Origin of the sequence: Azospirillum brasilense (assembly GCF_005222205.1) — a bacterium.
GTDB lineage: Bacteria > Pseudomonadota > Alphaproteobacteria > Azospirillales > Azospirillaceae > Azospirillum > Azospirillum brasilense_G.
Map to the genome: position 1 here is coordinate 211,845 of NZ_CP032346.1, position 21,100 is coordinate 232,944.

Annotated in this window: 18 protein-coding genes; 9 read left to right on the forward strand and 9 right to left on the reverse strand. The window is 70.5% G+C overall.

Going from position 1 to position 21,100, the window contains the following annotated elements:
• Positions 1-2: 2 nt before the first annotated feature.
• Positions 3-1,013 carry a C-terminal binding protein gene (locus tag D3869_RS15030; protein ID WP_247895860.1) on the reverse strand — a complete coding sequence of 337 codons (1,011 nt, stop codon included), beginning with the start codon at positions 1,011-1,013 and terminating at the stop codon, positions 3-5.
• A gap of 184 nt (positions 1,014-1,197) precedes the next feature.
• On the opposite strand from D3869_RS15030, the gene D3869_RS15035 reads away from it, so the two are divergent.
• Both D3869_RS15035 and D3869_RS15040 read left to right on the forward strand, forming a co-directional pair.
• The gene (locus D3869_RS15035) at positions 1,198-2,616 is read left to right on the forward strand and encodes an FAD/NAD(P)-binding protein (protein WP_247895861.1); all 1,419 of its coding nucleotides are present in this window, start codon (positions 1,198-1,200) and stop codon (positions 2,614-2,616) included.
• A 177-nt stretch (positions 2,617-2,793) separates the two neighbouring features.
• Complete coding sequence (locus tag D3869_RS15040; protein WP_137140818.1) at positions 2,794-3,768, forward strand: alpha/beta hydrolase; 975 nt, start codon at positions 2,794-2,796, stop codon at positions 3,766-3,768.
• 4 nt (positions 3,769-3,772) lie between these two features.
• On the opposite strand, the gene D3869_RS15045 is transcribed toward D3869_RS15040, so the two are convergent.
• Positions 3,773-7,537, reverse strand: a complete 3,765-nt coding sequence (locus D3869_RS15045; protein WP_137140819.1) for an autotransporter domain-containing protein — start codon at positions 7,535-7,537, stop codon at positions 3,773-3,775.
• 358 nt (positions 7,538-7,895) lie between these two features.
• Here D3869_RS15045 and pyk point away from each other — a divergent pair, with 358 nt between their 5' ends.
• On the forward strand, positions 7,896-9,314 hold the full coding sequence (pyk, locus tag D3869_RS15050) for a pyruvate kinase (protein WP_137140820.1): 1,419 nt from the start codon (positions 7,896-7,898) through the stop codon (positions 9,312-9,314).
• Between the two features lie 116 nt (positions 9,315-9,430).
• Here the strand turns inward: pyk and D3869_RS15055 are convergent, their stop codons facing one another.
• Positions 9,431-10,432, reverse strand: coding sequence for an aldo/keto reductase (locus D3869_RS15055; RefSeq protein ID WP_137140821.1), 1,002 nt, complete (start codon positions 10,430-10,432; stop codon positions 9,431-9,433).
• 137 nt (positions 10,433-10,569) lie between these two features.
• Between D3869_RS15055 and D3869_RS15060 the strand changes: the two genes are divergently transcribed.
• The gene (locus tag D3869_RS15060; protein WP_137140822.1) at positions 10,570-11,475 is read left to right on the forward strand and encodes a LysR family transcriptional regulator; all 906 of its coding nucleotides are present in this window, start codon (positions 10,570-10,572) and stop codon (positions 11,473-11,475) included.
• A 4-nt stretch (positions 11,476-11,479) separates the two neighbouring features.
• Here D3869_RS15060 and D3869_RS15065 read toward each other — a convergent pair whose 3' ends face one another.
• Positions 11,480-12,244 carry a metallophosphoesterase family protein gene (locus D3869_RS15065; RefSeq protein WP_137140823.1) on the reverse strand — a complete coding sequence of 255 codons (765 nt, stop codon included), beginning with the start codon at positions 12,242-12,244 and terminating at the stop codon, positions 11,480-11,482.
• Positions 12,245-12,429: 185 nt separating this feature from the next.
• A complete protein-coding gene (locus D3869_RS15070; RefSeq protein ID WP_137140824.1) occupies positions 12,430-13,107 on the reverse strand; it encodes a hypothetical protein in 678 nt (225 codons plus the stop codon).
• Positions 13,108-13,297: 190 nt separating this feature from the next.
• Between D3869_RS15070 and D3869_RS15075 the strand changes: the two genes are divergently transcribed.
• Both D3869_RS15075 and D3869_RS15080 read left to right on the forward strand, forming a co-directional pair.
• Positions 13,298-14,959 (forward strand): CorA family divalent cation transporter, encoded by a 1,662-nt coding sequence (locus D3869_RS15075; RefSeq protein ID WP_137140825.1) that lies wholly within the window; start codon positions 13,298-13,300, stop codon positions 14,957-14,959.
• Positions 14,960-15,112: 153 nt separating this feature from the next.
• Positions 15,113-15,271 (forward strand): DUF3309 family protein, encoded by a 159-nt coding sequence (locus D3869_RS15080; RefSeq protein ID WP_014198602.1) that lies wholly within the window; start codon positions 15,113-15,115, stop codon positions 15,269-15,271.
• Positions 15,272-15,337: 66 nt separating this feature from the next.
• Here the strand turns inward: D3869_RS15080 and D3869_RS15085 are convergent, their stop codons facing one another.
• Entirely contained in the window at positions 15,338-15,574 is a 237-nt protein-coding gene (locus D3869_RS15085) for a hypothetical protein (protein ID WP_109071676.1), read from the reverse strand.
• Between the two features lie 199 nt (positions 15,575-15,773).
• On the opposite strand from D3869_RS15085, the gene D3869_RS15090 reads away from it, so the two are divergent.
• Positions 15,774-16,250 carry a CYTH domain-containing protein gene (locus tag D3869_RS15090; RefSeq protein WP_137140826.1) on the forward strand — a complete coding sequence of 159 codons (477 nt, stop codon included), beginning with the start codon at positions 15,774-15,776 and terminating at the stop codon, positions 16,248-16,250.
• A gap of 208 nt (positions 16,251-16,458) precedes the next feature.
• Positions 16,459-17,088, forward strand: a complete 630-nt coding sequence (locus tag D3869_RS15095; RefSeq protein WP_137140827.1) for a BON domain-containing protein — start codon at positions 16,459-16,461, stop codon at positions 17,086-17,088.
• Positions 17,089-17,173: 85 nt separating this feature from the next.
• Here the strand turns inward: D3869_RS15095 and D3869_RS15100 are convergent, their stop codons facing one another.
• Positions 17,174-17,596: a bacteriohemerythrin gene (locus tag D3869_RS15100; protein ID WP_137140828.1), complete on the reverse strand. Its 423-nt coding sequence runs from the start codon at positions 17,594-17,596 to the stop codon at positions 17,174-17,176.
• Between the two features lie 221 nt (positions 17,597-17,817).
• Between D3869_RS15100 and D3869_RS15105 the strand changes: the two genes are divergently transcribed.
• Positions 17,818-18,624: a Fic family protein gene (locus D3869_RS15105; RefSeq protein WP_137140829.1), complete on the forward strand. Its 807-nt coding sequence runs from the start codon at positions 17,818-17,820 to the stop codon at positions 18,622-18,624.
• Between the two features lie 12 nt (positions 18,625-18,636).
• Here the strand turns inward: D3869_RS15105 and D3869_RS15110 are convergent, their stop codons facing one another.
• Both D3869_RS15110 and D3869_RS15115 read right to left on the reverse strand, forming a co-directional pair.
• Positions 18,637-20,310, reverse strand: a complete 1,674-nt coding sequence (locus D3869_RS15110) for a CocE/NonD family hydrolase (protein ID WP_137140830.1) — start codon at positions 20,308-20,310, stop codon at positions 18,637-18,639.
• Between the two features lie 256 nt (positions 20,311-20,566).
• Positions 20,567-21,082 carry an adenine phosphoribosyltransferase gene (locus D3869_RS15115; RefSeq protein WP_035678983.1) on the reverse strand — a complete coding sequence of 172 codons (516 nt, stop codon included), beginning with the start codon at positions 21,080-21,082 and terminating at the stop codon, positions 20,567-20,569.
• Between the last annotated feature and the right edge of the window lie 18 nt (positions 21,083-21,100).

Below are 21,100 nucleotides of genomic sequence, written 5' to 3' on the forward strand. Positions count from 1 at the left end.
GGTCAGGGCAGGATGCGGTTGCGCAGGACCCCGTCCTCCAGGAACAAACGGGCGGTCTCGGCGGCGTTGCGGCGCATCTCGATCGCGGCCTCGTCGGAATGGAAGGCGTTGTGCGGCGTGACCACGAGACGGCCTTCCAGCCAGGGCTCCCGCCGGCGCCAAGCGTCCAGCAGCGGGTGAGGGGCGGGCGGTTCGGTCGGCAGCACGTCCGTCCCCACCGCGGCGACCTGCCCGCTGCGCAGCGCCGCCTCCAGCGGGTCCAGCCCGGCGAACATCTCGCCGCGCGCCGTGTTCACCAGAAGGGCGCCGGGCTTCAGCTTCGCCAGGAAGTCCGCGTCGATCAGGCCGCGGGTTTCCGGCGTCAGCGGGCAATGGAAGGTCACGATGTCGGATTCGGCCAGCAGCTCGTCGAGCCGGCGAACGCGGCGGTAGCCGACCGCCTTCTCGTGCCCGGCGGGCTGCTGCGGATCGTAGCCGAGGATGCGGTAGCCGAAGGGCTTCAGCCGGTTCACCACCGCAGTGCCGATCCGCCCCACGCCGACGACGCCGACCGTCGCCGCGCTGGAGCGCCGCAGCGGCGTCAGCGTGTTGGCCTGCCACGTCGTGCTGTAGCCGCGGGCGCGGGCGTCATGCTCCCACAGGCGGCGCTGCAGGGAGAGCAGCAGGGAGACGGCGTGGTCGGCCACCTCCTCCGTCCCGTAATCCGGGTTGTTGCAGAAGGGAATGCCCGCGGCGTCCAGCGCCGCCACGTCGACCTTGTCGTAGCCGACACCGAACCGCACGACGACGCGGCAGCGCGGCAGTTTGGCGACCGTCGCCGGACCGATGCGGGTGCTCCACACCAGCAGCGCGTCCAGCCGGGCCAGACGCTCCGGGTCCAGATCCTCTTCGCGGCGCGTGTCGAGGAAATCCACCTCGGCGCAGCCGTCCAGAACCGCCGCCTCGAGGTCCGGCGGGGGGATCATGTGGTCGGTGATTCCGACGACGAAAGATGCACGCTTGCCCATGGTCATTCTGCGGTCCGGGTCCTGATGGTCGAGCGGAAAATCAACAAATTTAACGAGTGGTTTGCGACGTGTGGGGTATGAAAGCACACACGATACGGCAAATGCCAACTTGTTAAATAGGGATTCATGGTGCTCTAATGATGGCAATTCGGGGGCGCCCTGCGGGGTGCTGGACACAGGGAGAGGAACGATGAGCATGCCGTCCCACGACACCGCGCACAGCATCGCCATCGTCGGCGCCGGCTTCACCGGCAGTATCCTGGCGGCCCACCTTCTGCGCAAGGCGGAGGAGCCGACGCGCATCCATCTGATCGAACGCGCCGGCACTCTGGGCACCGGGCTGGCCTATTCCACCGACAGCGCCGCGCATCTGCTGAACGTGCGCGCCTACAACATGAGCGCCTATCCCGACGACCCGCGCCATTTCCTGCGCTGGCTGTGGGCGAAGGACCTCGGCGGCGACGTGCCGCCCAGCGGCCACGCCTTCGTGTCGCGCCGGCTCTACGGCGAGTATATCCAGGACGTGCTGCGCGAGGCCCAGGCGGAAGCTCCCGCCCATGTGACGCTCGACACGGTGCGGGCAGAGGTGGTGGATGCGGCGGTGGAGGGCGAAGTCCGGTTGCGCCTTGCCGACGGGACGAGCCTCACGGTGGACCGGGCGGTGCTTTGCGTCGGGCATTTTCCGCCTTCGCCGCCGCGCGTCGCGGCGCCGGAGGTCTTCGCGTCGGAGCGCTTCATCGGCGATCCTTGGAACCGGGAGGCCGTCGCCGCCATCGATCCGGACGCGCCGGTGCTGATCCTCGGCACCGGGCTGACGATGGTCGATGTGGTGCTGTCCCTGGAGAACCAGGGCCATCGCGGCCCGATCCTGGCGCTGTCGCGCCGCGGGCTGCTGCCCACCACCCATCTGGAGACGCGCCCCTTCAAGAGCTTCGTCCATCCCCAGACGATGCCCGGCACGGTGCTGGACGTGCTGATCGCCTTGAAGGCCGACGTCCGTCGCGCGCGGGAGGAGGGATTGGACTGGCGGGCCGCCTTCGATTCCCTGCGGCCCTTCCACCCGCTGATCTGGAAGCACTTGCCGCTGGAGGAGCGGCAGCGCTTCCTGCGCCACGCCCGGCCCTATTGGGAGGTGCACCGCCACCGCATGGCGCCGGAGGTGGCCGCCCGGATCGAGGCGCTGCGCGAGAGCGGGCGGCTGACCGTCCGGGCCGGGCGTCTTCAGGCTCTGGCCTTGACCCCCGAGGGGGTGGAGGCGACGGTCCGCGCGCGGGGCGCCGAAGACGCGCTCTGGACACGCACGGTGGGCGCCATCGTCAACGCGACCGGCACCGAGTGCGACTTCGGGCGCATCCGCCATCCGCTGATGCGCGCCTTGCTCCAGCAGGGTCTGGCCCGTCCCGACCCGCTGCGCCTCGGCCTCGACGTCACCGAGGAGGGGGCGCTGATCGGGGAGGGCGGGGCGGTGTCCGAGCGCCTCTTCGCGCTCGGCCCGGTCAGCCGCGCGCCCTTCTGGGAAATGACGGCGGTTCCGGAACTGCGCAGCCAGTGCGCGGACGCCGCGCTGGCCCTCGCCCGTCGCAGCGTAGAAAACCGGCTTTCTGTATAAAACGACAAATAAATGTTATTCATGAATATAAAACATATTTGCATGATAGATTTATAGCGTCTATCATGCTGTCCAGTGTTGATTTCCGCCCGGCATCCGGAGCCGTCTCCGGTTGACCGGCACCGCTCCCGGTCCGCGCGGCCGTTCGCCGTCGCTTCGGTCGAGAAGGAGGATGTCATGCCGGACACGATCTTGCGGTCCGCTGCGGACCGCCTGGATCCGCAGGTGATCGCCATGAACGAGGCGGCGGTCCGCCTCGGCGCCGCCCCCGCCGATCCCTTGAGCCTTCCGCTCGCCGAGGCCCGCGCGGCGGCGGAGCGTTACCACGCCTTTCTGAACGGACCCGCGCCGCTTCCCGCGGACGTCATGGAGGTGACGGCGGAGGGCCCCGCCGGTCCCTTGGCGTTGCGGCTCTACCGCCCGGCGGGCCGCGGGACGGAGCGCCTGCCTGTCCTGGTCTATTTCCACGGCGGCGGCTTCGTCGTGAACAGCGTGGACACCCACGACGGACTGCTGCGGCTGCTCGCCCGGCACGCCGGCGCCGTGGTCTGCGCGGTGCGCTACAGCCTGGCGCCGGAGCGCCGCTTCCCGCACCAGCATGAGGAGGCGCTGGCCGCCCTGCGCTGGGTGGCCACGGCCGGGGCGGCGCAGGGCATCGACCCGGAGCGGATCGCGGTGGGCGGCGATTCCGCCGGCGCCAACCTCGCGCTCGGCCTCGCCCTGGCCGCCCGCGCGCCGGGAGCGCCGCGGGTGTCCTTCGGGCTGCTGTTCTACGGCATGTTCGCCCATGACTTCGACACCCTGTCGCACCGCCGATTCGGCGACGGGCGGTACGGGCTGACCACGGAGCGGATGCGCTGGTACTGGCGGCAGTATCTCGGCGACGCCACCCCCGACGATCCGCGCGCCGCTCCGCTACTGGCAGACCTGCGTGGCCTGCCGCCGCTGCTCCTTCTGGCCGCGGACCTCGACTGCCTGCGTGACGACACGCTCCGCCTGGCGGAGCGGCTGGCCGAGGCGGGGGTTCCGCACCGGCTCGCCGTCTATGACGGGCTGCCCCATTCCTTCGCCACCGCGACCCGGCTGGTCGATCGCGCGCAGGACGCCGTCCTGCAGGCCGCGCTGGCGCTGCGCCGCCACCTCAACGCCTGACCGGTCACCAGCGGTAGCTCAGGCCGGCGCTCAGCGCGTGACCGGTGGCGTCGCGGCGCAAGTCGGCGTCGTAGCTGCCATAGGCCTGGAAGCGGTTGCCCAGATCGGCCGTCAGGCCTGCCCCCAGCACCGCGGCGTCGCGCCCCGGCTGGGTGCCCGACACCGTGTAGGAGGCGCCGAGCAGTCGGGCGCCGCTGCGCGCGGCGACGTCGAGGAAGTCGTGGTCCCAGCGGGCACGCAACTCGGGCTCCAGCGCCACTTCGCCGGCCTTCAGGCGCCAGCTCGTCCGCAGGCCCAGGCTGGTCCGCAGCGTGCTCAGGTCGGTGTCGTCCACCGACAGGCCCAGCGCGCCGGCGCCGGTTTCGGTGAAGCCGTCGCGGGTCACCCGGTCGAAGCGGAGCCCGGCGAAGGGCTCGATGCGGGCGCCGTTCCAGGTGACGGCGTAGCCGGTGCCGACGGCGGCCCCGAACCCGTGGCCATCGCTGTCGCCCTGGGCGCTGCGGTTCACGGCATTCGGAGAACCGAACTGAAGGACGCGGCGGCTGTCGTACTGGCCAAAGCCGTACATGGCCTGGGCATCGACGAACCACGCGCCGACGCGGTAGGTGCCGTAGAGCGCCGCGCTGTAGCCGTCGATGTCCGTTCGGTCGCCGCTGCCCCGCACATCAACCGCCGTGCGCTGGTAGCCGAAGGCGGCGCCGGCGGTCAGATCATCGGAGAGGTCGCGGTCGGCGCCAAGCGCGATGCCGCCGCCGCGCTGCCGGTAGCCGGCGGCGTTGCCGTCGCCGTCGGAATTGGCGAAGCGGCCCAACGCCCGCGCCCACAGGCCGAGCGCCGTCCCGCGCTCCGCCTCCAGGGGGGCGAGGGGGGCGATGGACTTGGCGAGGCCGTCCGCGCGCAGCGCGGCCATGCGGCCCTGCACCGCGTCTCCGAACAGGCGGGCGGAATCGCGGGCAGCGGTTACGGCCTCCGCATGGACGGCGCCGCCCAGGCTGTCGAGCGCCGCGGGGATGGCTTGGCCGGACAGCGGGTAGAGGGCATCGAACAGCGGCTTGGCCGCGTCCGACGGCCGGGTGCCGGCGGCCGGGCGGACGGCGTCCAGCGCGGCGCCGACCGCCGACTGGTTCGCCGTGGCCGACACGCCCGCCGCCGCCAGCCGGCCGTAGCGGACCGGTGTGGCGGCGAGGGTGATGGCGTTGGTGCCGTAGACGGTGTCGAACCGCGTTCCGGCGGGCAGGCCGCTGGCGGGCTGCGCGATGCCGGCGAAGGCGCCGGTCACGCCCCCGCTGGCGGTGACGATGGTGAAGCCCTGGCCGAGGCGCGGCGTGAAGGCGTTGGTGGCGTCGCCGCTGATGCCGCGGATGACCGGTGCCAGCGTGCCGCCGGCGGCGAAGGTGCCGGGCGTGCCGGAGACCACCACCTGATCGTGGAAGCCGGCGCCGGTTCCGGCGGTCGGCCCGTCGATCTCAACGCGCAGGGTCGATCCGGTGGCGTTGGTGACGGCGCCCTCGACGGTCAGGACGCCCGGCGAGGTGCCGGGGCTGAGCGTGCCGGCGTTGCTCAGCGCGCCGATGATCCGCCCGCCGCCCGACAACAGGCCGCCACGCTCCACGGTGACGGTCGGGCTGGCAAGGCGCGTGTTGACGGCAAGCTGGGCGTTCGCCTTCACCGTCGTTGCGGCGACCGACTGCGTGCCGGAGGCCAGCGTCACGCCCGTCGCCGTGCCGGTGCTCGTGCCGATCTGGAACTGGGCGAGGTTCGTGACGTCGGCGCGGACGGTGGAGGTTCCTTCCAGCGTCAGGCTGTCGGTGCTGCCCGCCCCGGCGATGGCGAAGCCGACGTCCATGTTGGCGATGTTGACGCTGTTGCGCAGCCCGTTGAACGGGTTGCCGGGATTGAGCTGGAGCAGGACGGCGGTGCCGGTCTGGCTCAGCGCCAGCGTGCCGCCGCCGAGCGGTGCCGGGTTCAGCCGCTCGACGGCGCCGAACTGGCCGGTCACGCCGCCCGACGCGGTCAGGATCTCGTAGCTGCGCCCGGTCAGGTACAGCCCGTCGGCCGCCGTCACCTGGACGGTGGCGCCGTTCGACAGCGTGGCCGCCCCGCCGACCGCCAGCTTCGTGGCGTTGCCGGCGGGGTCGATGCCGACCTGGAGGCGGGAGCCGGCGGCGAAGGCGAGGTTGCCCGCCACCGCCAGCGTTCCGGACGCGCCGTCGCCCGGCATCACGGTGCCCGCCACGGTGGCCGCCGGGACGGTGATGGTGCCGGTGCCCGACAGCGTGGCGCCGCTGGCGACCGTCAGGGCGCTGCCGAGCGCCAGCGGGCCGTCGACCACCAGCGTGCCGCTGCCGACCGTCGCGGTGGCGAAGCCGCGGTAGACGTCCCGCGCGCCGATGACGTATCGCCCGCCGCTGCCGAGCTGGACCTCCAGCGCGTCGGTGCCGCCGCCGCCCAGCACCTTGCCGGTGATTGCGCCGCCCCGGATCACCAGCCGGTCGTTGCCCGCGCCGAAGGCGATGGCGACGGGATCGCCGCCGCCGCCCGCGATGGTGCCCGAGTTGGTGATGGTGTTGGCGTAGGGGCCGATCAGGGTAATCGCCGGGCCGTCGCGGCTCTCGATCCGCCCGGCGTTGGTGATGGTGGTGGCGCCATAGGCCGCCCCCTCCGCCCCGTCGTCCACCATGATGCCGTGGCCGGTGCCGGAGATGACGCCGCTGGCGCTGTTGGTGATGGTTCCGCCGCCCATGGCGATGCCGTCGGCGCCGTTCGGGCGCCCGCCGGAATCGACTCCGCCGGCCCCGGTGCCGCGGATCGTCCCCTCGTTGACGATGGTGCCGATGTAATCGATGTCCACGCCGTCGCCATCGCCGTTGGTCGAGGCGACGCCGCTGCTGTTGAAAATGCTGCCCACCCCGGCATAGTCACCGGAGATCAGGCCGCGGTTGATGACCGTGCCGTTGCCGTCCGACCCGACGCCCGAGCCGTTGCGCCCGACGATGGTGCCGCCGGCCTCGTTGACGACGGTGATGTCGGTGTCAGCGGTGATGCCGTGCCGCGCGCCGGAGATCAGACCGCCCGATCGGTTGGTCACGGTCACGCCGGTCCGCCCGCCGGCGTCGATCGCGTCGGCGGTGCCGTTGGCGCCGCCGCTGGTGTTGGCGCCATAGCTGCGGATGACGCCCGCGTTGTCGATGGCCGCGTTCAGGCCCGGCCGCAGCGCGTCGTCGTTCAGCGCCTCGATCACGCCGGTGGCGCGGTTGACGACGGTCAGCGGCACCCCCGCCGTGTTCATCGTGCGCAGATCGAGCGCCTGGCCCTGCACCGCGCTCGCCGGATCGGTGGGGGCGGCGGCGCGGATGGCGCCGGCGTTGTCGATGGTGACTCCGCCGCTGATGATGTTGGTGTTGATGCGGACCGCGTCGTTGGCGTCGGACTGGATCAGCGCGCCGGCCCGGTTGGTCAGGGTCAGCGTCCGCACCGTGTTGCCGCCCGACGTGTCGAAGCCGCGCCCGCCGGTCGAGCGGATGGTGCCGGCGTTGTCCAGCACCACGTTGCTGGCCGTCCCGCTCTGCGTGACCGCGGCGCCGGTGGTCTGCAGCGTGCCGCCGACGGCGACGGTGCCCGTCTGGCTGCCGGACAGCGTTTGGGACCCCGTGACCGTGCTTCCCCCCGTCACCGCGAACTGGGCCAGCGCCGGGCTGGACACGAACAGCAGAAGGCCCACGCAGCCGTGCAGCGCCGTGGTTGCCAACAGCCCTTGGCGGGTCGGCATGGTCACGCTCCCTGAGATGATGATGCGGTCGATGTCGAGGGTGTCTTACGAAGGGCGGGAAGCCGCGCGCGGTGGTCGAATCCACGGCGCGTGCTCAGCCGGCGCGAGTGATAGCGTCCTTGCGTGACCGTTCGGTGACGGATCGGTGATGATTGGGTGTACGAACGGGCGCGGCGACCTTTCCGCCGGCGGCGGCTGTGCCACAGACGGGCATTATTGCGGCCCTGGTGGTTGTCAGCGGGCGCTCATCCACCAATGTGAACGGCAGCCGGGCGGTTCCAGGACCGCCCGCTTCCCACCCGGCATGCCCGCCGTTCGACACTCCATCAAGGAGGCGGCCCCAAGAGGCCGAAATTATATGCGTCGTCACCGCCGCGCGAAGATCGTTGCCACGGTCGGTCCCGCCAGCAACACCCCCGAGATGCTGAAGCGGCTGTTCCTGGCCGGCGTCGATACCTTCCGCCTGAATTTCAGCCATGGGACGCACGAGGATCATGCCAAGGTCCACGCCGCCATCCGCGCGCTGGAGGCCGAGATGGGCCGCCCCATCGGCATCCTTCAGGACCTGCAGGGACCGAAGATCCGCGTCGGCACCATCCGTGACGGCAAGATCACCGTCGCCGCCGGCGAATCGATCCGCTTCGTCCTGTCCGGCGCCGACGGCGACAAGACCGCGATCCCGCTGCCCCATCCGGAAATCTTCGCCGCGGTGATGCCGGGCCACAATCTGCTGATCGACGACGGGCGCGTGCGCGTCGCCGTGACCGGGCTGGGCGACGATTACATCGACGCCAAGGTGGTGATCGGCGGGGCCATCTCGAACCGCAAGGGCGTCAACCTGCCCGACACGGTGCTGGAGCTGTCGCCCCTGACCGCCAAGGACCGCGTCGACCTCGCCTTCGGGCTGGAGCTGGGCGTCGACTGGGTGGCGATGTCCTTCGTGCAGAAGCCGGCGGACCTGCTGGAGGCCCGCGGGCTGATCGGCGACCGCGCCGGGCTGATGTCGAAGATCGAGAAGCCGGCGGCGCTCGACCGCATCGACGACATCATCCGCCTGTCGGACTCGGTCATGGTCGCCCGCGGCGACCTGGGCGTCGAGATCCCGCACGAGGAGGTGCCGGGCCGCCAGAAGGAGCTGGTGCGCGCCTGCCGCCTCGCCGTGAAGCCGGTGATCGTGGCGACGCAGATGCTCGATTCCATGGTCAACGCCCCGACCCCGACGCGGGCCGAGGCGTCGGACGTGGCGACCGCCATCTATGACGGCGCCGACGCGGTGATGCTGTCGGCGGAATCCGCCAGCGGCGCCTTCCCGGTGGAGGCCGTGGAGATGATGGACCGCATCATCCGCAGCACCGAGCAGCACAAGCTCTACCGCTCGATCATCGACGCCTCGGACCCCGGCGAGGAGCAGACCGCGCCCCACGCGGTGGCCGCCGCCGCCGCCGATCTGGCCGAGGTGATCCACGCATCGACCATCGTCGCCTACACCTCCAGCGGCACCACGGCCGCCCGCATCGCCCGCCGCCGCCCGGCGGTGCCGATCCTGGCGATCACCCCGCACGCCGCGGTGTCGCGCCGCCTGTCCCTGCTGTGGGGCGCGCACAGCGTCCTGTCCGCCGACATCCACACCTACGAGGAGATGGTCGAGCGGGCGCTGGCCTTCGCCAGGGAGCAGGGCTTCGCGAAGGCCAACGACCAGATGGTCGTGGTGGCCGGCATTCCGTTCGCGCAGGCCGGGACCACCAACAACCTGCGCGTGGTGCAGGTCGAGGGGTAAGGCGCGGGCAACGGTGCCCCGGTGCCCCCTCCCTAACCCTCCCCCGCTGACGCAGGGGAGGGGACTTGTTTCTCCCTCCCCTGCGAAGCGGGGGAGGGCCGGGGTGGGGGCTAGGGTCAGCGCTTCTTGTACGTCTCGCTGTCCATATGGGCGAGCTGCGCCGCCGGGTAGCGCTCGCCCGCCGCGGCGCCGGGTGGCAGGGCTTCGGCGAGCTGCGCCAGATCCTCCGTCGACAGGGCGAGGTCCAGGGCACCCAGCGCCTCGGCCAGACGGTCGCGGCGGCGGGCGCCGACCAGCGGGACGATGTCGTGGCCCTGTGCCGCCACCCAGGCGATGGCGACCTGGGCGACCGAACCGCCGATGCGCTGGGCGATCTCCCGCAGACGCTCCACCAGCGCCAGGTTCCGGTCCAGATTCTCACCCTGGAAGCGCGGGCTGCGGCTGCGGAAGTCCTGGCCCGTCCGGCCCTTGCTCCAGTGGCCGCTGATCAGGCCGCGCGACAGCACGCCGTAGGCGGTGACCCCGATGCCAAGCTCCCGGCAGGTGGGCAGGATGGCCTCCTCGATCCCGCGGGAGATCAGGGAATATTCGATCTGCAGGTCGCTGATCGGGTGCACCGCGGCGGCGCGGCGGATGGTGTCCGGGCCGACCTCCGACAGGCCGATGTGGCGGATGTAGCCGGCCTTCACCATGTCGGCCATGGCGCCCACCGTGTCCTCGATGGGGACGCTCGGGTCGAGCCGCGCCGGGCGGTAGATGTCGATGTGGTCCACCCCCAGCCGGCGCAGCGAGTAGGTCAGGAAGTTCTTCACCGCCGCCGGGCGGGAGTCGTAGCCGTTCCAGCCCATCTGCGGGTCGCGCAGGGCGCCGAACTTCACGCTGATGAGCAGCCCGTCGCGCTCGCGCCCGCGCAGGGCGTCGCGGATGAGCAGCTCGTTGTGCCCCATGCCGTAGAAGTCGCCGGTGTCGAGCAGGGTGATCCCGGCGTCGAGCGCCGCGTGGATCGTGGCGATGCTCTCCTCCTGGTCGGCGGGGCCGTAGAAGTCCGACATGCCCATGCAGCCGAGACCGATGACCGAGCTGACGGGGCCGGCGGCCCCCAGCGTGCGCTGTTCCATGTTCCTGATCCTCTCCGTCCGTCGCGGCGCCGTTCCAGCGCCGCCTCGCCCTGGATGATGACCCGGCGCCATTGATCCGATAAGCTGGACAATGCCGAACGGGCTGTTCACTGCATCGAACAATCGGAACCGGGGGAATGGACGACACCGACCTGCGCGACCTGCAAGCCTTCGCCGCCGTCGCCCGCCACCGCAGCTTCCGCCGCGCGGCGCTGGAGCAGCGGGTGTCCGTCTCAAGCCTCAGCCAGCGGATGCGGGAATTGGAGGAGCATCTTGGCGTCCGCCTGCTGAACCGCACGACCCGCAGCGTCGCCCCGACCGAGGCCGGGGAGCAGCTTCTCCGCCGGTTGGAACCGGCGCTGGGCGAGGTGGCCGGCGCCCTGTCCGACCTGCGGGAACGCCAGGGGCGGCCGGCGGGGCGGCTGCGCATCAACGCGCCGGCCCCGGCGGTCGATCTCGTGCTGGCCCCGATGGTCACGCCCTTCCTGACCCGCTTTCCGGATGTGGAGCTGGAAATCACCGTGGACATCGCCCTGATCGACATCGTGGCGCAGGGCTATGACGCGGGCGTGCGCTACGAGGAACATCTGGCGCAGGACATGATCGCGGTGCCGCTCGGCCCGCCGCAGCGCTTCGTGCTGTGCGCGGCGCCCGCCGTTCTGGACCGCTTCGGCGTGCCGGAGCGGCCCGAGGATCTCCTGGGCAAGCCGAGCGTCTCAACCGTCTACGCCAGCGGCGCCCACCCGCCCTGGGAATTCGAGAAGGAGGGGCGCATCGTGCGCATCCAGCCCGGCGGCCCCTTCCACGCCGGCCACACCGGCATCCAATTGCGGGCGGCACTGGACGGGCTGGGGTTCCTGATGACCTTCGACGAGTATGTGCGCGAGCACATCGCCGCCGGCCGCCTCGTCGCCGTGCTGGAGGACTGGAGCCAGAGCTTCCCCGGCCCCTTCCTCTACTACCCGTCGCGCCGCCAGCCCCCGGCGGCGCTGCGCGCCTTCCTCGACTTCCTCAAGGACTGGCGCCGTCAGGCCGCTCCGTAGGGAGTCAGACGGTGCAGAGGAAGCGGCGCTCCCCGCCCTCCAGGACCAACGCGGTCAGCCGGTTGGAGGCGTAGGCTCCGGTGTCGATGCCGATGCGGTTGGAGCGGACGTCCGGCTGCTCGACGATGGTGTGCCCATGCACGACGAGCTTGCCGTGGTCGAGGTGGGAGGTCAGGAACTCCCGCCGGATCCACAGCAGATCCTCGTCCCGCTGGCGATGCAGCGGCAGGCCGGGGCGGATTCCGGCGTGGACGAACAGATAGTCGCCGATGGCCACGCTGGAGCGCAGCCCGGCCAGGAAGGCCCGGTGATGGGGCGGCAGGGCCGCAGCGAAGCGCTGGCGGGCTTCCTCCACATGCTCCGGTGGAGCGCCCTCGACGGGTGCCGGAACGCCGTAGCTGGCCAGCGTTGCCCGCCCGCCATACTCCAGCCAGTCCGGCCCGGCCTCGGGCTTCTCGATGAAGTCCATCATCGCGGCTTCGTGGTTGCCGCGCAGGTGGATGGCGCCGAAGCCGGGCAGCGGTTCCCGGCACAGCCGCTCGATGACCATCGCGGAGTCCGGACCGCGGTCCACATAGTCGCCGAGAAAGACCAGATACTTGACGAGGTCGGCGCCGCTCGCCGCGTCGCGGTCGATCTGCGCCAGCAACTGGTCGAGCAGATCCAGGCGTCCGTGGATGTCGCCCACCGCGTAGACGCGCATACCCCGCGGCACATGGCTCGCGACGGGTTCCGGGTCCGACCACAGTTTGCGCGCAAAGCCGAACACGCTCCGCTCTCCTCCGTTCTCGATGGGTGGGTCCTGCCTTGACAGGATGGGGATGACGGCGCGCGCACTCAAGTCGCACACCCGCTTGCCCGGCCCGGGTTCGCCCATTCATCCACATGGGTCGAGTCGGACTGGAAAGAGGGGGTGCCGTCAAGCGGCCGGAATGGTTAACCCGTATGGCGCCATCAGGAGCCGGGCATGGCGCGGTCCAGCGCCTCCAGAAGGCCGCCGAGCCGGAACTCCACGGTCCGCCGATCAAGCCGCGGCCAGTGATAGACCTGGGTCGCGCCGTTGGCCTGCCTCTGGAATTCCAGCCTCACTGGGCGGTTGGAGCGGATCAGCGGCATCAGGCGCTCCATCGGGCCGCAGGTCAGGCCGATGCGCCGCGGCTCCTTGATGGCGGCGAAGCGGCTCAGCATCTCCGTCCCGGCGTCCTCGTCGGCGATGGCGCCTGCGGCAACCTGGGCCAGGAAGCGGGCGAATTCGGGCGGAGCCGCCTCCGGTGCGGCGCCGGCCTGCGGTCCCGCGTCGAGCGCGTCGGCGAGGTCGGATAGCTGGCGCGGCGTGTAGAAGCGCTGCGGCGGGGCGCCGTCCACCGCCAGGGTGACGGGGTGGGCAAGCGCGATGGGCTCGTCGAACACGATGTAGAGGGAGGTGCAGGCGGCGTCGCGCACCGCGCTGATGCTCAGCTCGCCGAGTCCGCCGCGGTTGTCGGCGAAGGGCTGGACGGCCGACACGGTGCAGCGCTGCCCGGGGCCTTCCCCGGCGCAGACGGCATCGGAGACGGGGGCATCCACGGCCAGGGCGGGTGTGGCGGTTCCCAGCCCGGCCACAAGCAGGAACAGCCCGATCCGGCGCGTCATCGGCAAATGAATCCTCCTCCGGCGCATGGTCTGAACGGGGGACGCTAACAGGGCCGGGCTTTCGTCCTGGTTAATGGTCAGGGCCGATGGGGATGGCGCGAACGCCCGGCACTGCCCCCTTGGTGCCGCGTTCTCGCCGGATTGGACTCTGCTAGGATGTGGGAAAAGAAGGACAAGGGGGAGGGGCGCCATGGACGAGAGCCCGATCCGCGTGCGCCGGTTTCGCGAAATCCTGCTGTGGCCGGTGCAGCTGATGCCGCTGAAGGACGGCGCGCAGATCCAGAACCATTGGGAGTGGCTGGGCGGGCCGGACTGTCCCTGGCAGGAGGTGGCGGACGAGTTCACCCAAGACCCCGGCGAATTCAGCGAGCGTCATTACAGCGAGTTCGTGTCCTTCCTGCCCTACGTGCAGCGCTTCCTCTATGGCGAGGGGGAATCGCGCGACCACCGGCCCGGCTATGGCGGCTCCCCGATCCGCGTGTTTCGGCGGCGCGACGTGGCGGCGCTGACGGTCACCCTGCGGCGGGGGCAGGCGCCCCTGCGCTTCGCCATTGCCCATGTCGATCTGCATTTCTTCCACGACGTCGATGTGGCGATTATCGTTGTCGAGCTGTTCGGCGAGGACCTGCCGCTGGACCGCGTGCAGGACACGCTGTTCCGGCTGGGCCGCACCTATCCGCCGGCCTGGGAGCCGGACGGCAGCGCCGCGCAGTGCCCGCACCGCGTCGAATGGCTCGGCGCCGACGGCGCCGTGCTCGCCGTCTCGGACTATGAGCGGAAGGCCGAATACCTGTCCTTCGTGTGCCGCCACCGGGCGCCGCGCATCGCCGCCCACTGGTCGTTCCTTCTGCGCCCCCTGGTCCACCACCATTCGGAGGAGACCGGGCTGCTGCGCTACCGCCAGCTCGAATACCAGCGGATGCCGGCCATGGCCTATCTGTCGCTGGACGAGCCGGAGCGGCTGGAGCGGGCGGACTGGGTGCGGCTGGGATTCGCCACGTCGCCGGGGGTGGGACCCAGCGAGGTGATGCCCTTCGCCCCCGCTTTCCTGGAGGGGTTCGAGCAGCGCTACTGCTACGACCGCTACTGGGACCCGCGGGCGCCCGGCGCCTGGACGCGCAGCCGCATCCTGTGCTGCGGCCATTCGCTGGTGATGGTGGGGCCGGAGGGCGACGCCTTCTTCACCGACGCGGAAACCGGGCTGCTCGGCCAGTTCCGGCACCAGTATTTCCTGCTCGGGCTGGTCGTGCATTTCCACCGGGCGGCGCTGGTGATGCTGTCCGACCGGCTGGTGCTGGCGGTCAGCCAGCTCGACATCGGAACCGTGGAGTCGGTGAAGCGGTTCAAGCGCGACATCCGGCAGGTGTTCGAGATCTTCCTGCGCTTCACCCACCGTTATTGGTTTCATGAGCTGTCAATCCAGGGGCCGCTGCGCGACCTGTTCCGCCTGTGGGCCGGGCATCTCGGCACCGACCGCCTCTACGCCGATGTGCGGGACGAGGTTCAGGACATGAGCGACTATCTGGACAGCGATGGGCTGCGGCGGCAGGCCAACACGGTGCTGCGGCTGACCGTGGTGACGGTGGTCAGCACCATCGGAACGCTGGTCACCGGCTTCCTCGGCATGAACCTGCTCGCCATGGCCGACGACCCGCTGCCCATGCGGATTCTGTTCTTTCTCTTCGTCCTGCTGGCGACGGTCGGGCTGATCGCCTTCAGCGTGATGCGGTCCAAGCGTCTGGCCGATTTCCTGGAGGCGCTGTCGGACGAACGGCTGCCGGGTCGGAGCAAGCTGGCGCTCCTGACGAAGGTGTGGGAGCGCCCGAGTCGCCGCGCCGGGCCACCTTTGTGAGCCGTTGGAAACCGGATTTGCAGGAAGACCGGAAGGATAGGGCGGGTTTGCCACGAATGGAGGGGGCGGGCGCCAAAGAACAGGCATGAAGCCGGAACCAGCCGGCCAAGCTCGCGTTCTTGTCAGCGAAAGCTCCACATTTGGGAGGACGCCATGAGCATCGGCACCATTCTGCTCATCATTTTGATTCTCGTTCTAATCGGCGCGGTTCCGGCCTGGCCGCACAGCCGCGGCTGGGGCTATGGCCCCAGCGGCATTCTCGGCGTGCTGCTGCTCGTCCTGATCGTGCTTCTGCTGATGGGCCGGATCTGACGGGCAAGCCACAACGGCTCTCCGACGCGCGGGCGCCGTTCCCGTTCCGCCACCGGCCCCTGGGCGTCACGCTCCGGGGCTGCGGCCGGGACGGGAACGGCGCCCGTTGCGCATCACGAACATCAGCCAGCCGATCGGCCCCAGGATCAGCACCATCACCACCCAGCCGGCCCGCGGGCCGAAGGGACAGCGCGTGCCGGGCGGGGGACGCCACGGGCCGCCGCGCCGTGACAGCATCACATGAAGGAGAGGCGCGCCATAGAGGGCGAACAGGATGAGCCAGGGTGCGAGGTCTTGTGCCATGGCGGCATGCTACCCCAGAACGGGTGGCCGCTCCCACCACGGAGCAACGGGAACGGCGTCATGGGCGCTTGTTCGGCACTGTGTCCAAATGGTAATACCGCAACGCAGGAATGGACTTCATGCGTATGAGGCATGGTTGCGCCGCGTTCTGGTGGGCGATTATCCTCAGCGGCGTCCGATAAGCCGAAAGGCGGATATCATGGCGGTTGAGATCGAACGGCGGTTTCTGGTGCGGAGAGACATCCGTTCCCTGTGTCGAAACGGCCTTTCCATCGTCCAGGGGTATCTGCCCTCCGACGACGGCCGGACGGTGCGGGTCCGGGTGGCCGGCCCGGACGCGACGCTGACCGTCAAAGGCCCCCGCAACGGCCTGTGCCGCGAGGAGGTCGAACATCCGCTTCCCCTCGATCTCGCCCTGGGTCTGTTGCGCCACAGCTGCCGTGGCGGCCTGATCGAGAAAACCCGCTACCTCGTCCACCACCATGGTCTCGGCTGGGAAATCGACGTGTTCGGCGGCGAGAACGCCGGTCTGGTGATCGCCGAGGTCGAGTTGTCCCACGCCGACCAAGTCGTTCCGCTTCCCGATTGGGTGGGGGCGGAGGTCACGCACCGGGCGGCCTACAGCAATTCCGCCCTGTCGCGCAGCCCGATCCGCCACTGGGTCAGCGCGGCGTAACCCGTCTCCTGGAAAAAAGAAGCCCCGGTCCGAAGGGGGGACCAGGGCCAAGGCTGCGTGGATGACTGTGTGCAACGCAGCAATCCGCGTGCCAGACTGTGCGGAAACTCCGGCGATGCGCCGAAAGGGGAACGCAGCCCGGCGCCGTCCTGTTGCAAAAGAGCCGTCCGGAGGGGCGGCGGGCAACGGCGAACGGGAGTCTGGCACGATGACTCAGGACGAGAACCGGTGGAAGGACGAGGCCCGCAACGTGGACGAGGACGACCGTCGCGACGTCCGCGAGCGCAACGAATTTGGGCGTGGCGCCTACGGCGCAGGCGGATATTCCCGGAGTGACTATGAAAGCGGCGGTTCCGGCGGGCGCGATCCCGGTCGCCGCTGGAGCAGCGACTGGGGCCACGCCGAACGCGGCTGGCATCGCGACGACCGTATCCGGGATCAGCGCAACCGCGACGAACCCATCGGCATGGCGCGGGAGCGCAATTTCTGGGAGCAGGCGGGCGACGAGGTGGCGTCCTGGTTCGGCAACGATGACGCCGAGCGCCGTCGCCAGGAGGATGAGCGCCGCGCCCAGTTCCGCGGTCGCGGTCCACGGGGCTACACCCGCTCGGACGAGCGGATCCGCGATGACCTGAACGACCGGCTGACCGAGGATCCCTATCTCGACGCGACCGACATTGCGGTGTCCGTGTCGGGCGGCGAGGTCACGCTGGACGGCACGGTGGACGACCGCATGGCGAAGCGCCGCGCCGAGGATTTGGCCGACGCCATCTCCGGCGTCCGTCACGTCCAGAACAATCTGCGCCTTCGCGAGCCGGGCGGCACCATGGCCTTTTGATATGGCATTCTGATCGAGTGCCGGGTTCCGAGGCCCTGACGAAACGCCCTCGTGCCGACCGGTGCGGGGGCGTTCGCGCGCTCGCTCAATGGGCGGTGCTGCTGCCGGCGTCTTCGGCCATGAAGGGGCTGTATTGCTTGTCCACCGACTGGATGTGCTCGATGAACCATTCCTTCAACAACAGGATCAGGTCGATGCGCAGCATCATCTCGTTGCTGTCGTCATCGTCCAGGGTCAGCTTATGCACCTCGTCGATGAAATAGCGGTGCGCGGCCCGGTGGGCGTCGAGGCCGGGATAGCCCTGCCGCTCCATCAGCGCTTCCTCCCGCGAGAAATGCACGGTCGTGTATTCCTGCAAGCCCCTCAGCAGCCCGGACAGGCTGGCGCGATCCTTCTCCGCGATGCCGGCCTTCAGAAGATGGTTGAACATGTCGAGCAATTTTCTGTGGTCGTCGTCGAGAATTTCGACGCCGACGCTCATCGATTTATCCCAGGCAACATGTTGCATCGGATCAATCCTTTCAGAGGGCCGGGTCAGGCGAGTATAGGGAGCGCGTAAATCTTGTAATGCGATGTTAAAACCGGCAACCGCGGCGGCACAAGCGGCAAAAAACCGCAGGCCGGAGGTTGCGCCCCACCCTGTAGACCTTGTGGGGCGGCAAAGGATGTGCTTCCCCGCGCGCCGTCCAGGCATTATGAAAATGCACGGGATCTGCGGAGTTCGGGACAATGGCGCTGCTGGACGATATTCTGGAGAAGAAGCGGGTTCTGGACGACGCCCGGCCGATGCCGCTGACGGTGGTCCGCGATCTGGCCGACCGCTTCGAGCGCGGCCTGACCACCGCCTGCCTCCTGGTCGAGGGGGTGGACCTGTCCCCGGACGACATCCGCATGGTGCTGGATCGCGGCGCGGTGCTGCGCAGCCGCCCGGCGGACCCGCAGCGCCTCGTGCTCAACCACCGCGCCGCGCTGGAGCTGATGGCCCGCCTGTCCTTCCAGGGCGGCGGGGTGGTGACGGAGCGCACCATCGCGGCTTTCCACGGCGTGCTGTACCAGGGAATCGACACCAACGCCGGGCGTTACCGCGACGGCCCGTTGAAGGACGACGCCGGCGCCTCCCCCGATCCGGCCAAGGTGCGGGTGTCGATGTCGGCGCTGTCGGGCTGGCTGCGCCGGACGGAAGCGGGGCCGGAGGCCGCCTTCGAGGCGCACCACCGTTTGATGAGCGTCCGCCCCTTCTTCCAGGGCAACGCCGCGACCGCGCTTCTGCTCTGCAACCTGATCCTGAACCGCGCGGGCTTCCCGCCGGTGGTGGTGACCGACGAGGATCGCGAGATGTATGGCGCGATGGTGGAGCGCGCCTGGTCGCTCGGCGACAAGACGCCGTTCCGCGACCTGATGATGCGCCTTCTCGACCGCAGCCTGAACCTGTGCCTGCGCAGCGCCGCCCGCGCCCTCCGCGACTTCGAGCCGGCCGAGGAGGACGAGGACGGCCTCGGCGCCGCGCATGAGGAGGGCTACGGCCGGCGTCCCTGACGGGACTGGCGGTCAGTCCCGCGCCGGCAGCAGCAGGCGCGATGGCCGGGCGCCGCCGCCGTGGATGAGCAGGGTGATCGGCTGCGCGTCCACCAGCCGGGTTTCGCCCGGCTCCGCCCCTGTCCCCGGGTTGACGGGGTAGGCCGGGAAGCAGGACCCGGCGAGGCTGAGGCGCAGCGCGCTGCCGGTGGGCAGGGTGGCGCAGAGCGCGCGCAAGGCCACCGGCATGGGGCGCTGCTCGCCGCCCGGCTCCACCCGCGCGTGGCCCTGGCTGAGCGGCAGGACACGCCCGTCGGGCAACACGGCGGACAGGACAGCGCTGACGTCGAAGGACGGCGCGTCGGCCTCCACCCAGATCTCCAGGGCGGCTTGACCGGACAGCGTCAGCGGCGCCGTGAGCGGTGCGGTGTCGTAGACCGCAACGTCGGGGCGGGCGTCGGCGGCGGCGCGGTCGCGCGGACCGGCGTCCGGCACGGCGTGGCCGCCCACGGTGGGCACCGGATCGCGCGGATCGTGAACCAGCACGTCGAGGAAGGCGTCGTCCGGGGCATCGTCGCGCAGGGCGCCGCCGCGCCGCGTGGCGAGTCCGTCGCTGGACAGGTGCAGCGGCCGCTCGGCGGGCGGCAGGGCCGGCAGGTCGCGCCAGCGGCCCTCCAGAACGTCGAACAGGCGGATCGGGCCGCCGCGCTCCGCGCCGTTCATCTCCCCCTTCAGGAACCGCTCGAACCAGCCGAGTTGCAGGGCGTCGAAGGACGGCAGGTCGGACGGCGCCCGGCCGTCCATTCCGGGATGAGCGGTCACCCCATGGCGGTCCCATGGGCCGACCAGCAGGCGGACGGTGCCGTCGCTGCCGGCGGACAGGGCCTCGTGCGCCGCCAGGGTGCCGGTCAGGCGCGGGTCGTACCAGCCGCCGATCTGGAGAACGGAGACCTCGCCGACGCCGCCGGACAGGGCGTGGCGGGGGGACAGCTCGTCCCAGCTTCCGCCCGGGCCGGGCGTGGTCAGCCAGTCGTCGTAATGGCAATGGCGGGCGTAGTCCCGCAGCACCCGTGGGCGGGACGGGATCTCGTCGTCCAGCGGCAGGCCGCGGATCGCCTCCAGAAGCGCGCGGTAGGCCGCGCCATCCTCCAGCCGGCGGGCGGACTCCGCCGCGCAGTGCAACGCCCAGCCCATCGCGTCGGCCAGCCGGAAGGCGCCGCCCTCCGTCGCCCAGTCGGTGAAGACGTCCCAGCCGGCCAGCGCCGGAACCACCGCACGCAGAGCCGGGGGGCGCTCGGCCAGGGCCAGAAGCTGCGCCATCCCGGCGTAGCCGCTGCCGTACATGCCGACCGTGCCGTTGGAGCCGGGCAGGGACGCCGCCCAGGCCACCGCGTCGGCGCCGTCCTCGCGCTCCGCCTCGAAGGGGCGGAAACGCCCCTCCGACGTGCCGCGCCCGCGCACATCCTGCACCACCACCACATAGCCGCGGGCGGCGTACCAGCGCGGGTGCGCGTAATGGCTGGTCATCGCCGTGCGCCGCCCGCAGGCCAGACGCAGCAGCAGGACCGGCCAGGGGCCGACCCCGTCGGGGCGGTAGAGGTCGGCGTCCAGCCGCACACCGTCGCGCGTCCGCATGGAAATGGTTTCGGGCGGCCGGACGGCCAGGAGGGGCGGCTGTTCGAGAATCACCGGGGCCATATGGGTCATGGGGCGCCCTGCCGAGCAACTGTGACCGGCAACTCTCGCAAGCGCTGTGCCATGAACGGTCCAAACCCTCTCTCCCCCGGGGAGAGGGCTGGGTGAGGGGGAATTACGCCCGGCAGGGCGGAGAAAAGCCCTCGTCTCGCGACGGAGGCCGCCTTCGGCGCCCCCTCATCCTGACCTTCTCCCCAGAGGGGAGAAGGAACTGTGTCGCACCGCTTCCGCACAAATCATGGGCAGACGCCTCTCGGAAAGGCGCTTTTTACGAATCGTAGCTCATCAGCGAGACGCTGGGCACGTCCAGCTTGTCGCGGCCGTTGAGGAAGGTCAGCTCGACCAGGAAGGCGGCGGCGCGGACGTCGGCGCCGACGCGGCGCAGCAGGCTGATCGCCGCGGCCATGGTGCCGCCGGTCGCCAGCAGGTCGTCCAGCACGACCACGCGCTGGCCGGGCTTCACGGCGTCGGCCTGAACCTCGATGGTGTCGGTGCCGTATTCCAGGTCGTAGGAATGGGCGACCTTGTCGCCGGGCAGCTTACCGTGCTTGCGCACCATGATGAAGCCGGTGCCGAGCGCCAGGGCCAGCGGGGCGGCGATCAGGAAGCCGCGGGACTCGATGCCCACCAGCAGCTCCGGCTTGTGCGGGCGCAGCGCCTCGGCGAGCTGGTCCACCGCCTCCTTCCACGCCTCGGCGTGAGCCAGCAGCGGGGAGATGTCGTAGAAGAGGATGCCGGGCTTGGGGAAGTCGGCGATGCCGCGGATGTGGTTCTTCAGATCGATGGGGTTCGGCATGGTGAA